The 14,356-nt window shown below is 72.5% G+C and carries 6 protein-coding genes; 3 read left to right on the plus strand and 3 right to left on the minus strand.

What is annotated here, in order from left to right; genetic code table 11:
- The first annotated feature begins 157 nt into the window (after positions 1-157).
- A complete protein-coding gene (locus FJ309_05125; GenBank protein ID MBM3953982.1) occupies positions 158-3,250 on the plus strand; it encodes a hypothetical protein in 3,093 nt (1,030 codons plus the stop codon).
- Here the strand turns inward: FJ309_05125 and FJ309_05130 are convergent.
- From FJ309_05130 to FJ309_05140, 3 genes are read right to left on the minus strand one after another with little or no spacing between them, the layout of a single operon-like run.
- Positions 3,207-3,971 (minus strand): 1-acyl-sn-glycerol-3-phosphate acyltransferase, encoded by a 765-nt coding sequence (locus FJ309_05130; protein ID MBM3953983.1) that lies wholly within the window; start codon positions 3,969-3,971, stop codon positions 3,207-3,209. The two genes, FJ309_05125 and FJ309_05130, sit on opposite strands and share 44 nt — an antisense overlap.
- Positions 3,968-4,633 carry a (d)CMP kinase gene (gene cmk, locus FJ309_05135; protein MBM3953984.1) on the minus strand — a complete coding sequence of 222 codons (666 nt, stop codon included), beginning with the start codon at positions 4,631-4,633 and terminating at the stop codon, positions 3,968-3,970. Before cmk ends, FJ309_05130 begins: the two co-directional genes overlap by 4 nt.
- Positions 4,630-7,152: a hypothetical protein gene (locus tag FJ309_05140; GenBank protein MBM3953985.1), complete on the minus strand. Its 2,523-nt coding sequence runs from the start codon at positions 7,150-7,152 to the stop codon at positions 4,630-4,632. Before FJ309_05140 ends, cmk begins: the two co-directional genes overlap by 4 nt.
- Positions 7,153-7,416: 264 nt before the next feature.
- Here FJ309_05140 and pilM point away from each other — a divergent pair, with 264 nt between their 5' ends.
- Positions 7,417-9,702, plus strand: coding sequence for a type IV pilus assembly protein PilM (pilM, locus tag FJ309_05145; protein ID MBM3953986.1), 2,286 nt, complete (start codon positions 7,417-7,419; stop codon positions 9,700-9,702).
- Between the two features lie 191 nt (positions 9,703-9,893).
- Entirely contained in the window at positions 9,894-11,831 is a 1,938-nt protein-coding gene (locus tag FJ309_05150) for a hypothetical protein (GenBank protein MBM3953987.1), read from the plus strand.
- Positions 11,832-14,356 lie beyond the last annotated feature (2,525 nt).

Raw genomic sequence — 14,356 nt, forward strand, 5'->3', positions numbered from 1 at the left:
ACGGCAACGGTTGCGCCGCTGGCGGCGGTTGGGTGGTCTCCTCGGTGGGCCCGCGACCCGCCACTTGGGCTGGAGCCGGGACCGCAGCGGCTGGTACGACTCCCACCCCGCGTGGTCCGGAATCCCGCCGGCCGTCCGCCCGGGACCGGAGTCCGCCGTGCATCTCGACCGCCCGCCGCTGCCGCGCTCCCGCTCCGGCTCCTCGGCCCGGGCCGCGGCGTGGCCTCGCCGGGGCGGGGGCCGCCGGGCCGTGTTCGTGGCGCTGGTGCTGGTGGGGAGCAGCGTCGGGCCCGTGCCCCGTGGAGCGGCGACGACGTTCGAGGACGGCTGCGAGGATGCCGCCCCGGCCACCTGGCAGCTGGCGGAGAACGACTCGGGCGCCCGGCTCGTCGAACAGGCGCGCGGCGGTCCGCCGGCGCACCGCGGTCAGGGATCCGAACGGATCGTCGTCGAGGCGGGGAGCGGCACGACCCTGCGCGTTGCCCTGCCGCTCCAGGCGGCGGCGGTGATCGACGAATGGCGTGCCAACCTTTGGGTGCGCTCCAACCGCCCCGACGTGCGGCTCTGTGCACGTGTCGAGCTGCCGAACTTTCCGCGGACCGCCGCCGGCAAGGTGGTCGCGGTGCTCGTGCCGGGGAGCCAATCGACCGACGTCGAGCGGTGGGAATCGTTGGCGGTCGGCGGACTGCCGGCCGGCCTCCGCCGCCAATTGCTCGCCCTGCGGGCCGAGCATGGGCCGACCGGCGACCTGAGCGGAGCCGTGGTCACCCACCTCGTGCTCGACCTCGCCGCCGAACCGGGCCGCCACGAATTGGCGATCGACGACGTGCTCGTCGATGGGATCGTCGCCGCCGGCGCGCCTCCGGCACCCGCCCCCCTCGCCGCCGCGCCGGCACGGTCCGCGCTGCCGGCTGCGTCGGCACCGGCCACGGTCGTCGCCGCGGCCGCCGAGGTGCCTCCCGCCGCCGGGCCGCGCGATCCCGCCGCGGGGATCGTCCGCGGCGTCCTCGAGATCGCCGGGCAACCGTTCTTCCCGCGCGTCATCGACCATAGCGGCGAGCCGCTGGCCTGGCTGGCAGCGTTGGGATTCAACGCCGTCCGTGTGCCGGTGCCGGCCTCCGCGGACCTCCTCACCGAGGCCCGGGCCGCTGGGCTGTGGGTCGTCTGCCCCCCACCCGACCTCCCCGACGTCGACGTCCGCGATCCCGAGTCGCTGCCGACCTTCTCGGCGGCCTGGGACCGCGTCCTCCTCTGGGACCTGGGGGGCGGCCTCGCCGAGGAGGACGTCGCCGGCCTCGCCGAACGGGCGCGGCGCGTGCGGACGTGCGACACGCGCCCCGGCCGGCCGCTCGTCGCCGGTGCCGAGTCCGGGCTGCGGAGCGTGTCGCGGCACGTCGACATGCTCGTCGCGCGGCGCTCCGTCCTCGGGACGACGCTCGAGCTCGATGCCTTCCAGACCTGGCTCCGCGACCGCGGCCGGCTGACGCGCCCGGGCACTCCGCTGATGGCGACGCTGGCCACCGAGGTCGATCCGCAGGCCAGCCGCCAGGCGGCGGCGCTGGCGGGTGTCGGCGGCCGCGGCCTGGCGGTCGACCCCGAGAGCCTGTCGCTGGCGACGTTCGCCGCCGTCGCCGCCGGCGCGCGGGGTATCCTGTTCACCTCCTCGCGGCGCCTCGACGGCGACGACCCCCAGTCGCGCGCGCGGGCCAACGCCTGCCGGATGGCCAACCAACGGCTCGAACCGCTCGACGCCTGGGCTGCGGCCGGGCGGTTCGCGGCGGCGGCGCAATCGTCCGATCCGGAGGTCAAGGCGGCGATCGTCGAAGCGGCCCGCGCCCGGATGGTGCTCGTGTGGCGGGCCGTGCAGGGCGCCCAGATCGTCGCCCGTCGCTACGCCGGCGACATCCCCACGGCGGCTCCGCTGACACTCCTGCTGCCCGGTGTGCCGGAAGCGCACCGCGCCTGGGAGGTGGCGCCCGGCGGGCTCCGACCGCTGCGCCAGCGCCGCGTGGCGGGGGGCGTGTCGGTGGTCCTCGACTCGTTCCTGACTTCGACGGTGATTCTCGTCAGCGGTGATCCTGCCGTCGCGGCGCAGACCCAGGAACGCCTCCGGGCGCGGCAGCCCGCGATCCTCGATGCCACCCGGGCCGAGGCCGCGCTGGCGCTGGCCGGTGCCGGCGACCTGCTGGCCCGCCTGCCCCCCGCGGCGCTGGGCCGGCTGCCGGCCGGCGAGATGCTGCGCCAGGCGACCGGCCTGGCGGGCGACGGCGAGATCCGCGCGTCGTCCGACCCGGCGACGGCGATCGGCGCCTTCCAGACGGCGGCGGCGATCGCCGGGCAGGTCGAACGGCTCGCCTGGGAGCGGGGCATCGTCGCCGCCGGTTCGATGGTCGCCGATCCCCTCGCGGCCTCCGACGCGACAGTCGCCGAGCACTGGCGGTTCGTCGAGGCGCTGGCGACGGCCACGCCCGGCCCGGAACTGCTCGCCGGAGGCAAGCTGGAACGCGTCGACGAATTGGCCGCTGCCGGCTGGCGGCACTTCGTGCTCTCCCAGAAGACGCTCCGCAGCGGGGTCGAGATCGTGCGCACGCAACCGGCGGCCGGGACCGGGTGCCTCGTGCTCCGCGCCGAGGCGGTCGAGGCGGCGCTGGTGCCGGCCGTGATCGAAACGCCACCGGTGTGGATCACGACGCCGCCGCTGGCGGTTCCCAGCGGCAAGCTGGTGCAGATCGAGGCCCGGGTCTGGGTGCCCAAGCCGATCCGTGGCAGCGTCGACGGCCTGCTGGTGTTCGACTCGTTCGGCGGTCCGGCGCTCGCCGAACGGGTCGCCCCGGCTCCCGCCTGGCGGCGGCTGGTACTCCAGCGCATCGCCCCCGACGACGGGCTCGGCGAGCCGTTGGTGGTGACGTTCGCCCTGACCGGGCTGGGGGAGGCGCGGATCGACGAGGTCTCGGTCCGCGTTCTCGAACGTGGTCTGGCGGGGATGACGGCCGCGAGCACCGTTCCCGCACCCCCGACGACTTCGTTTCCCTCACCGTCGGCGCTCCTCGGTGGCGACCCGCCGGCCACGCTGCCGAAAGCCGCCGCCACGGCGCCCGCCGCCGCTGCCTGGCCCGGCATGGACGTCGCCTGGCCGCGGATCCTCCCCTTCGGCGCCAACGCCAACGAGCCCCCGGCCGGCTACGGAGGCGGCCGTGTCGATCCGTTCAAGCGGGCGGAGGCAGAGGGCGCTCCGTCGGCTGTGCCGTAGCCTGCCGCGCCGCCGAGTGGCGCAGCTGCCGGGCATCGCGCGCGAGGGCGCGGCGCGGGGAGAGCGCCCGCGGAGCCAGCGCCTCGCGCCCGCGGCGGTCGAGCTCGTCGAGGCGCGCCGCGCACAGCGCCAACAGGGCCCCGTCGTCGAGCGGGGCGATCTCGGCCGGCTCGATCAGCCGTCCGAACTCGAGCCGGACACGCCCCGGGACGGGAAACCATCGGGTCCGTGGCCAGCACTCCCAGGCGCCGACGATCGCGACCGGGAGGATCGGCACCCCGGAACGCCGGGCGAGGACGAGGAAGCCGTTCTTGAGCGGCTGCGGCCGGCCGTTCGGCGTCCGTGTGCCCTCGGGGAAGATCACCACCGCCGCCCCGGAGCGGAGCCGGTCGATGATCGCCCGCAGCGCCGCCACGCCCGGGGCATCGCGGTCGATCGGCACCGCATCCAGCGCGGTGATCAGCATCCCCAGTGGCCGGAACGTGTACAGCGAGTGCCGCGCCAGGCTCGACAGCCGGCGGTTCATCGAGACGCCGAGCAGCACCGGGTCGAGGTGGCTCTGGTGGGTGGAGAGGACGAGCAAGCCCCCCTCGGCCGGCACCGGGCCGGCGAACCGCGCCCGGATCCCGAACAGCACGAGCGTCAGCGCACGCGACAGCGTCCACAGGCTGTCGTAGACGATCCGGGCCGGGAGGCTGCGCGAGCCTTTGCGCGCGCTCATCGCCCCCCCCCGGCTGCCGCCCGGGCGGCTTCCACCAGGGCCACGAGCCGGTCGGTCACTTCTTCGGGGTTGAGATCGTCGGTGTAAAGCTGGACCGCATCGGCGGCGATCCGCAGGGCGCCGATCGCCCGCCCCTGATCGTCGGCGTCGCGCCTTGCCAGATCGTCCATCACCTCGTCGAGCGTCGCCCCGGGGCGGTCCCGGAGGACGTCGCCGAGGCGGCGTCGGGCCCGCGTCGCCAGGCTGGCGGTGAGGTAGATCTTGAGGGCGGCGGCGGGAAACACGATCGTCCCCTGGTCGCGCCCTTCGGTCACCAGATCCTCCCCGGCCATTGCCTGCTGCCGGGCCACGAGTACCCCGCGGACCGCCGGGCAATCGGCGACCAGCTTGATCGACTCGTCGACCGCCCGGGAGCGGAGGGCGGGCCCCGGGTCGCGGCCGAACACCCGGACCGAACCGGGAGTGAACTCGAGCTCCGGCGCTGCCGCCAGCGCCGCCAGCGCGACACCGTCGGTCAGGTCGACGCCACGCTCGAGCGCCGCCAGGGTCACCGCCCGGTACATCGCGCCGGTGTTGAGGTGCGGCCAGCCGAGCCGGTCGGCCAGCCGCCGGGCGGCGAGGCTCTTGCCGGAACTGGCCGGTCCGTCGAGGGTGACGATCATCGGGCCTCCGGTGCCGGGGCGGGGTCGGGGAACCGCAGTTCGAGGAGCGACCACCCGTAGCGCCGGAGGTGGAACGTGGTCCGCGTTCCGGCCACCTCGACCCGGTCGTCCACGGGGCGGCCGAGGGCGTCGCAGAGCCGCGCCGCCGCCGGCGGGTTCGCCCACTCGAGCGTGACGTCTCCGCCCCGCCCGGCCGTTTCCACGATTCCGACGACGATCCCCTCGCGCCGCCCCCCGTCGGCGACCGGCTCGATGACGGCCAGACGGACGTTGGCCGGGACGTTCCCCGCCGGTGCCCCCAATGCCGCCGCCGGATCGGCAGCGAAGGCCACGCCGAGGTCGCTGCCGTGGTCGAGCCCGAGGCCGACGGCGAGCGAAGCCTCGATCTGGCCGCCGGCGAGAAGGATGCAATCGAGCATGTGGGGGCTCGATCGCAGGTGCCAGGGCAACCCCCCGGTGAGGATCGTGGCGCCCGATCCTGCCGGTGCCGCCGCCTCGGTGATCTCGAGGAAGTGGGGCGCCGAGAGAAGCGTCCGCTCGGTGATCACCGACTGCGTTGCCTGACTGCGGCGGAGGTCGACGTCGTCGTTCTCGTTCCAGGCGAACCGGCAGCAGGCGTACGACGCGAACCGCTCCGTCTCGGCGCCGCTCGGCTCCGCCGCAAGCCCCTCGACGGTCACCGCAAGGCGGACCAGCGGCAGCTGCGGATCGAGTTCGAGACGCTGGACGAAGCGCCCCACCGTCCGCCGGTCGCGATCGAGACGGCCGCGGCTCTCGATCGCCCCCGGCGACAGCCGGGTGATCGACTCGGCGACCATCGTCGTGTAGCGGGCGCGCTCCAGCGGATCCTCCCACGCGGCGCCTGTCGGCGGGGGCGGCTTCGTCGTCCGCAGGGCCAGTTGCTGCGTGAGGCGGTTGCCGCGTACGCCGCTGCGGCGCAGGGAGAGCATCCCGCCGGTCTGCGGATGGACACGGACCCGGATGCCGTTGCCCTCGAGGATCGTCCGGTCCGACGACGACCGCCGCCGGAACCAGCCCGCCAAGCCTCCCGGCCCACGCGCCGTCCCGATCCGCTCTGCCGGCCTCCGTGGCGCGCTGGCCGGGGCCAGCAGCTCCCCGAGGGCGCGCCGCTCCGCGGCGAGCCGGCCGGCCTCGTCACGAGCGTTGGCGAGCCGGGCCGCCAGCGCCGCCGGGATCGACGCTGCCGGCGGCAGGACCGGCGGGTAGGAGTCGGGTTCGAGGCTCACCGCGCCCCCGGCGCCGGCGGTGCGGCGGAAGAACTCCTCGGGAAGCACGAACGTCCCCAGGGCGGTGGTCCAAGACCCGATCCGGCGGAGCAGCGAGAACCATTCACTCGCGGTGCCGGCGTGGTGGGCGAAGGTCAGCACGGCAGTGTGGTCGTGATCCATCGCGTCGCCGAGCCGTTCGGGTAGGCGGAGGATGGTGGCGGCGGCGCGGGCATCGAGCGGCGGCTTGGCGACCGCCTCGACGGTTCCTCCGCCCCCTTGCCAGCGGATCCGGCTGGCGCCCGGATCGGGCAGCGTCGTGCCGTCGAATTGCTGCCACACGGCCCCCGCGTAGCCGAGCTGCGCCAGCACCTGCGGGAGCAACGGATGCGTTCCTCCCCCGACGCGCGCGAAACACTGCGGCGCCGCGCCCACCACCTCCTGCCACGCCCGGCGGCCGCGGAGGAACGACGCCAGGATCGTCTCCGGCGCCCAACCGTCGAGCGGCTCGTCGTCGTCACGCCCGCCGGCAGGCGCGATGCGTCCGGCGGCGACGGCCGCGCGGAGCCGCGCCGCGAGCGGCGGGTCGCTGGCGGCGAGGTGACGGAGCAGGTCGCCGGTGGCGACCGCCGTCCAGGGCGTCGGGCTGTCGAGCTCGGCGGCCAGCCGCGGTCCGAGCGTGGTCTCGGCCAGCAGCACGAGGTCGAGCAGCCAGACGTCGACCGGGTAGTAGTGGCCGCGTGCCGCGGCCAGCGTGGCGAAACCCTCGCCGAGGCGCGCCCGCGCCTCCGTTTCGTCGCCCGCCACCGCCGCCCGGGCCGCCGCGAGGACCGCATCGTCGAGCCCGCTCCCCCCCAGCGCCGACCCGGAGCGCATCCGCCGCGAGAGCAACTCCATCAGCAGCCACGCCAGGCCGAGGGCGTGAAAGTCTTCCACGAGCGGCGCGGGGGGGGCGGAGTCGATCCCGAGCGCCGCCCGGGCGGCTGCGACGATCGCTTCGCGGCCGCGCGTGTGCCGCACCCAGACCGAGCCAGGGGTGACGTTCGCCGCGAGGCTGGCGGCGATCCGCTCGTCGCAGGCCGGCGGCACGATCCCGAGCAGCGCCGTCCCGTCGTGGGGCGGCACCTCGGCGCTGGCCCAGGTCGGACTCCTGCCGACCGCGGCGATCAGCCGGGGATCCCAGGCCGCTGTCCAGGCGGCGAGCAGGTCGGAGGCATCGGGCTCGTCGAGCCACGTCGGGAAGTCCTCGAGCGAGTGGCAGGGGAGGAAAACGGCGATGCGTTCGATGGCCATGGCCGCTTGAGTGTAATGACGATGGTGACGGTTTTCAGACGCCCCTGGGGGTGGAGCGGGGTGGCTCCAGGCACGCGGCCGGGCCGGTTTGACATCGCGCGAGGGGCGTTCGTAAAGTGATTTCGGTGGGGAGTCGATGACCTTCACGGGCCCGCGCCCCCCCCGCTCCTCTCGTGCTCTTCATCTCTCCGGTCATCTCTCGGCAGGCCCGTTCCGGACGCCCGCACGGATTTCGCACGGAACTCGCACGGAAATTGAGTCCCCATGGCTGCCAGTCCTTATGTCTGGGGCATCGACATCGGCAAGTGTGGCCTGAAGGCGCTGCGCTGCCGGGCCGGCGATGACCCGCGGACCCTCGTCGCCGACGCGTTCGACTACATCGAATATCCGATGATCCTCACCCAGCCGGAGGCCGATCCGGTCGAGCTGGTGCGGGCGGCACTCCAGGACTTCATCGGGCGCAACAAACTCCGCGGCGACAAGGTGGCGGTCTCGGTTCCTGGGCAGTCGGGGTTGGCCAAGTTCATCAAGTTGCCGCCGATCGAAGCCAAGAAGATCCCTGACATCGTCCGCTACGAAGCCCGTCAGCAGATCCCGTTCCCACTCGATCAGGTGATTTGGGATTGGCAGCGCCTCGCCGGCGGGATCGAGGAAAGTGGCTTCGTCATCGATGCCGAGGTCGCCGTCTTCGCCATGAAGAAGGAGCAGGTGGCCAAGGCGCTGGCACCGCTCCAGGCGGCCGACGTCGACGTCGACATCCTCCAGTTGTCGCCGATCGCCCTGGCCAACATGGTGATCTTCGACCAGCTGCCCGACCCGGCGACCATCGATCCCGACAGCCCACCGGAGTCGGTCGTGCTGGTGTCGATGGGAGTCGATTCGACCGATCTGGTGATCACCAATGGGCTGCGGATCTGGCAGCGCAGCATGCCGATCGGGGGCAGCAATTTCACCAAGGCGCTGGTCACGGGGATGAAACTGACCTTCGCCAAGGCCGAGCAGCTGAAGCGCAACGCCGTCCGTGCCGAGGACCCGAAGGCGGTGTTCAACGCGATGCGGCCGGTGTTCAACGAATTCGCGTCGGAATTGCAGCGCTCGCTCAATTACTTCACCGGCTCCGATCGCACCGCCAAGATCGGCAAGGTGCTCCTGCTGGGGAATGCCGCCCGCCTCCGCGGCCTCTCCGACTTCGTCGGCAAGCAACTCAACCTCGACGTCCAGCGTCTCGACACCTTTCGCGGCCTCGACGGCGCGGCGGTGACGTCGGCGGCCGCCTTCAAGGAGCACCGCCTGGCGTTCGGCACCGCCTACGGACTCGCCCTCCAGGGGGTCGGTCGCGGCACGCTGGGCACCAACCTGCTCCCCGGGGAAATCCTCCGGGAACGGCTCATCGAGTCGAAGAAGCCCTGGGCGGTGGCGGCGATGGTCGGCGTGATCGCCGCGTCGGCGCTGAGCTTCATCGGCAACTACTCGGCGTGGACGACCTGGTCGCCGTCGCTCTACGACTCCGCCTTCAAGGCTGCCGACGGGGTCAAATCGGAGTCGCAGGCGGCGCAGTCCTTTTACGCCGACATGCAGAAGAAGCAGGAGGACGCGGTCGTCCGGCAGCAGGATTTCGTCAAGTTGCAGGACCGGCGTTTCCAGGTGCTCGACATGCTGCGCAGCGTCGAGTCGATCCTCCCGCACGACGAACCGGGGGCGACCCCGGAAAGCCTCGCCGACCGGCGCGAGCTGCACATCGATTCGATGGACTGCCAGTACTACGCCGACCTCGATACCTGGTTTTCCACGGTCAAGGAAAAGTGGTCGGAGACGCACCCGTCGGAGGACGCCGAAGAGCTCGACGAAGGGCGCAGCGCGGCGCCCGCGGCCGAAGGCAGCGCGGCCCCCGGCGAGATCCAGGGGCCGAAGGGACCGGGCTGGGTGATCCAGCTTGTCGGCTACCACTACCACAACGAGGACCATCACAAGCCCGACCAAGGGGCGCAGTTCCTCCGCTCCACGATCATCAAGGGGCTGCTCGGCAAGGGGGACGAGGTCGCCGTCTCCGCCGGGCCGCTGGCCGGCCAGACCGTGTCGATCGGCGATCTCGGCGTCGGGTTCCCGGTGATCGTCTCCTCGTCGCCTCTCAAGCCGGTTCCCAATCCACTCGCACCAGCCGGAATGCCGGGTGTGCCGGGGATGGGGGGCATGACCGGGATGATGCCCCCCGGCATGAACGCGCCCCCGGGAATGATGGCTGGTGGTCGGCCGTTCGGCGCTGGCGGTCGCCAGGGGGGGCGCGGTGCGGGGGCGCCGAAGGCGGGGGGCGAGAATGGCGGTGGACCGGCCGATGCAGGTGATCCCGCGCCCGGCAAGGATGCCGCACCCGGCGACGGCGGGGAAACTCCCGGCGCCGTCGCCCAGGCCGGTGCCGACGGGCAGGGGCAACCGCCTGCCGTGTCGCCGATGGTGCGACGGTACGATTTCATCGTCCAGTTCGCATGGCAGCCGAAGGTGCCGGGGACCGAGAAACCGGCCGACGAGGCGGAGGGGGCTCCAGGCCAGTAACGGCCGCACGACCGGCCCGTTGAAAGTCGGGGGCCTGCGGTTCGACGACACGAACGACCGGGTGATGCCAGGCGACGGCGCGCGGCGAGCGATTCGCTGCCGCCAGTGGCCGGCGAGTGGATTGCAAACGGCAACGGGGCGTCGCCACACACGGCACCGTCGATGCGTCGCGGAGATGGGAGAGTCGAGACATGGTCCAGGTTCCGGAAGCCGTTCGCCCGTTCGTGGACTTTCTCGCGAAGTACCACTTCTGGCTCCTGGTGCCGCTTGTCCCCCTCATCGTGCTGCCGCTCCTGCTGCTGACCAACGGCCGTCTCGCAGCCGAGATGACCGCCGCCAAGGGGCAGATCGACAGCCGCTTGTCGGCTCTCAAGAGCGTCGAGGCGGTGCAGCCGCATCCCAACGAGCGGTGGAAAGGGGACATGACCCGCCGCGTGACGCGCGTCCAGCGCGAGACGCTCGCCGAATGGGAGAGCTTCTGGGCGAGCCAGGCGTTTCTCCGCCAGTGGCCCGCAGAGCTCGGCCCCGACTTCCTCCAGCGCGCCCAGGCCCTGAAGCCGGAAGGCAAGCTCCCCCGCCCGCTCCTCGAGCGCTACCAAAACGGCATCCGCGCGATCGTCCGCAAGCTACCGGCGCGGATGGGGGCCGACGAGATGATGCCCGACCCCGCCAGCGCGGGCGGTGGGTTCGGCCCAGGGATGGCGGGCGCGCCCGGCTTCGCCGGTGGTGGTGAATACAGCCCTTACTCCCCCGATGCCTCGCAGGGCATGGGATTGGGCATGGGGATGATGGCCGGCATGCCCGGCGCCGGCCCGGCGGCCGCCCGCGGTCGCAAGGCCGCGACTGTCCAGTGGAGCCCGGCCGACCAGCAGCGGTTGTTCACGTCGTTCTTCTGGGAAGAGCCGCCGAGCACCAAGAAGGTGGTCCTCGCCCAGGAGGAGATCAACGTCTACGGCCTCCTGTGCGACGTCATCGCCCGGATCAACAAGGGCGCGGGGGGATCATACGACGCGCCGATCTCGACCGTCGAGCGGCTTGCCGTGGGGTATCCGGCGGTCGATGGTTCGCCCGAGAAGACCACGGCGGGACGGATGCAATCGCCCCGCGGTCGCGGTGGTGCCGGCGGCGCCGGCGGCGACATGTATGGCGGCATGGGAGGCATGGGCAGCATGGGGGGCCCGATGGGATCGTCGGGCTCACCGATGGGGGGCGGCGAGGGAGCTGACGCGGGCGGGGGCGGCGAAGTGAAGCCGAGTCACCCGCGCTTCCAGGGGCAGGCCGGCGGATTCGGTCCCGGTGCCTACGGCATGGGTTCGATGGTCGGCATCTCCGACGACTCCGGAGGCGGCGCACCGGCGGCGCCGGCCAACACCGACGACTCGCTGCAGGAATGGATCTACGTCGACGGCGATGGCAAGCCGCTGACGGCCGAGCAGGTGAAATCGGCGTCCGGGCAGGTGGCCAGCCTGATGCCATTCCTGCTGCGCGGGATCGCCGATCAGCGGAAGCTCGACGCGATCCTCATCGAACTGGCACGGGCCGATGTCCCGATCACCGTGCGCGAAATCCGCATCAACCCTTCGGCTTCGCTGGCCGGGGCCGGCGGGATGTATGGCGGCGGGCCGGCGGGGGCGAGTTCCCCGTATTCACCGGATGCCGGTGGTGGGGCTGGATATGGCATGGCAGGGCCGATGATGGGGATGGGCGGTCCTGGCGCGGGTGGGATGGGGCGTCCCAACGACGTGACGTTCGAGATCGCCGGGACCGTCGCGATCGCGCGGCGCCCGGATCCGAAGGCGCTCGGTATCGAGGAGGAAGCTGCCGAGCCAGGTGCCGCCGAGCCGGCTGCCGCGGAGCCCGAGCCGGCGCCGCCGCCAGCTGATCCGGTCGCTCCCTCCGATCCGGCTGCCGTTCCAGCCGCCGCGCCGGCTGCGGCGGATCCCAATGCCGCGCCTGCTGATCCGAATGCCGCACCGGCACCCGCGGCCGCCGAACCGCCGCCACCGCCGCCGAACGCTGCGGCCGCTCCACGCCGTTCGATTCGCGATCCCGGTCCCAACTCAGTGGTCAAGCAGCAGATTCATGTGACGACCGGTGCATGGTCCGATTGCAGGAGGATGGCGACATGAAAAAGCCGAAGGTCAGCCTCAGCAAGCGGGGAATCAGTGATTTTTTCCTCAACCACGGCGAGAAACTCGTCGTCGGCCTGTTCGCGATGCTCTCGCTGGGCCTGGTGTGGGGCGGCGTCGACGCCCTGCGGACCAAGCCGGTGACGCGTGAGCTGCTCCCGCAGGTGATGACCGAACAGGCGAACCGTTCCCGTGAGCACATTTCCCGGGAAAAAACTCCGCCCCCCGACACCACCAAGCGTCCGACCCTGGCGACCGTCATGGAGCCATGGCGTCAGCCGAGCATCGCTGATCGGCCACCGGCGACGGTCTTCAACCGGCCGATCATCGAGCAGCGCAACAAGCGGTCCAAGCCGGAGGTCTACCCCATCGAGCGTCTCATCGCCGTGCCCGGTCAGGTGGTGGTCGCCCTCAAGCCCGACGAAGCGGCGGCGCTCGCGGCGGCGGCGGCCGAGCCTCGCGATGACGACGGCAAGGGAAAGCGCGGTACCGGCCGTGGACGTGACAACGCTCCCGGTCGTGGCACGGGCGGCCAAGCCGACGGGGGTGCCGCCGACGGCCTCGGTGGCGGCGCCGTGGCAGGTCGCGGCGGTGGCGGTGCAGCGGCCGGCGTCCCCGGCGCCGGATCGGGCTATCCCGGGATGCCGGGCGGCTATCCGGGGGGCGAAATGGGCGGCGGCATGATGGGGGCCGGGGCGCCGGCGAATCCCGTCGGCCGCGTCGTCCCGTACTGCGTCGTTCTCGGGCTCGTGCCGTGGCTCAAGCAGACGGAGGACTTCCAGGAACGGTTCATGGCCAGCTCCCTCCCCAATCCTCAGGGGGACCAGCCGGTCTGGGCCGACTACCTCGTGGAACGTGCGGAGGTCGGGCCCGACGGCTTGGGTCCGTGGAAAAAGATCGACCTCCGTGCCGCCTGGCGGCAGGCGGACAAGCTCTATGCCGGCATCGAACGCGATCAATTGCCCGCCGACTTCATCCTCACGCAGGAGATGGCGCCCGATCCCGACCCGTCGCGGACGACGTTCGGCTACCTGACGCCGCTCCCACAACTCGCCGGCGATGTCTGGGGCCTGACCGCTGTCCATCCATGGTGCATCGAGACGATCCTCGAGCGCCAGGCGCGTCAGCGCCAGTGGGAGAAGGAGATGGCGGAGGCCGCCAAGGCGTCGAGCACGGCGCTGCGCGGGCAGACGTCGGGAGGGATGCCCGGGATGCCCGGAGGGTATCCCGGCGGCGCGGCTGGAATGCCGGGCGGCTATCCGGGGGGAGCTGCCGGCGGTATTCCGGGAGGGATTCCCGGCGGCGTCGGCGGCAGCATGGTGTCGGCCGATGGGGGCGGCTATCCCGGAGGGGGATCGGGCTATCCCGCCGGCGGTGCCGGGTACCCCGGGGGAGGCTCGGGTTACCCAGGGGGAGGCTCGGGCTACCCGGGTGCAGCCTACCCGGGTCCTACCGCGTCCGCGGGTGGCGGTGGTGGCATGGGGGGCGGATCGCCCCCGCGTGGCCCGCGCAGCACGAGCGTCGGGACGATGTCGGCGGGTGGCGGGGGCTCGCGTGGCGGCGGCGGAGCGCTCGGCGGCGGAGAGGCTGCCGGAGGAGTGCCGCCGTCGATGGGTGGCATGATGGGCGGAATGATGGGGGCTGGCATGGGCATGCCAGGGGCGATGGGCCCCGGGGGAGACGGTCGCCCAGCCGAGCCCACCGAGTACCGGTTGTTCCGGTTCATCGACTACACCGTCGAGCCAGGCAAGTCGTACACCTACCGGGTGCGGGTTTCGGTCTTCAACCCCAACTACGACATGCCGGCGGCGCACCTCGCCGACGTCGGGCTGGCGAAGGATCTGAAAATCGCCTCCGAGACCAGCAACGAGTCGGCCCCGGTGGCGGTGCCGCGCGGGGGCGAACTCCTCGCCCGCACGCTTCCCTCCAAGGATGCCAAGCGGCTCAAGGGAGGCGTCGAGGTGATCCTCCTCGGCCTCGACCCCGCCGATGACGAGACGACGATCGGCAGCAGCGCGCTGCGGAGCGTCATCACCGACGTCGGTGGCTTCGCCAACGTCGACAAACGGCTCAACAAGGGGGGCGACCAGCGCGCCCGGGGCGAGGACCTCGCCACCGACGCACTGCTCGTCGACGTCCGTGGTCGCCAGGAGGAACGGAGCGACTCGAAGGTCAAGGAGCCGGCCGAGCCGTTCGATCTCCTGTTCCTCCGTTCCGATGGATCGCTGGAGTTGGTGGTCCCCGACGAGACGGTCATCCCGGTCAACCAGTTCATCGCCACGTTGTCGGGGGAAACCGGTGCCCAGTCCCCGGCGACACAGCCCGGACCGTTCGGCGGGGGATTCGGGAATCCCTACGGAGGCTCGCCGGGAAGCGGTCCGCCGGGGTCGTCACCGGGCGGTCCGCCGGGCGGGCCGTCACGCGGGCGCGGGGGGAAGTGACGCACCGTCGTCGGCGGGTGGTGAAGGGGTCGAGCGTTCGGTCAGCGGGTTCCGGAGGACCGCGTGATGTCGTGCTGCGAGTGG

The sequence above is a fragment of the Planctomycetota bacterium genome, from assembly GCA_016872555.1.
In the GTDB taxonomy this organism is placed as follows: domain Bacteria; phylum Planctomycetota; class Planctomycetia; order Pirellulales; family UBA1268; genus F1-20-MAGs016.

Excerpts from the sequence above, each read along its gene's own strand:
- FJ309_05130 (MBM3953983.1), bottom strand. The coding sequence starts at position 3,971 with ATGAGCGCGCGCAAAGGCTCGCGCAGCCTCCCGGCCCGGATCGTCTAC.
- FJ309_05150 (MBM3953987.1), top strand. The coding sequence starts at position 9,894 with ATGGTCCAGGTTCCGGAAGCCGTTCGCCCGTTCGTGGACTTTCTCGCG.
- cmk (MBM3953984.1), bottom strand. The coding sequence starts at position 4,633 with ATGATCGTCACCCTCGACGGACCGGCCAGTTCCGGCAAGAGCCTCGCC.
- FJ309_05140 (MBM3953985.1), bottom strand. The coding sequence starts at position 7,152 with ATGGCCATCGAACGCATCGCCGTTTTCCTCCCCTGCCACTCGCTCGAG.
- pilM (MBM3953986.1), top strand. The coding sequence starts at position 7,417 with ATGGCTGCCAGTCCTTATGTCTGGGGCATCGACATCGGCAAGTGTGGC.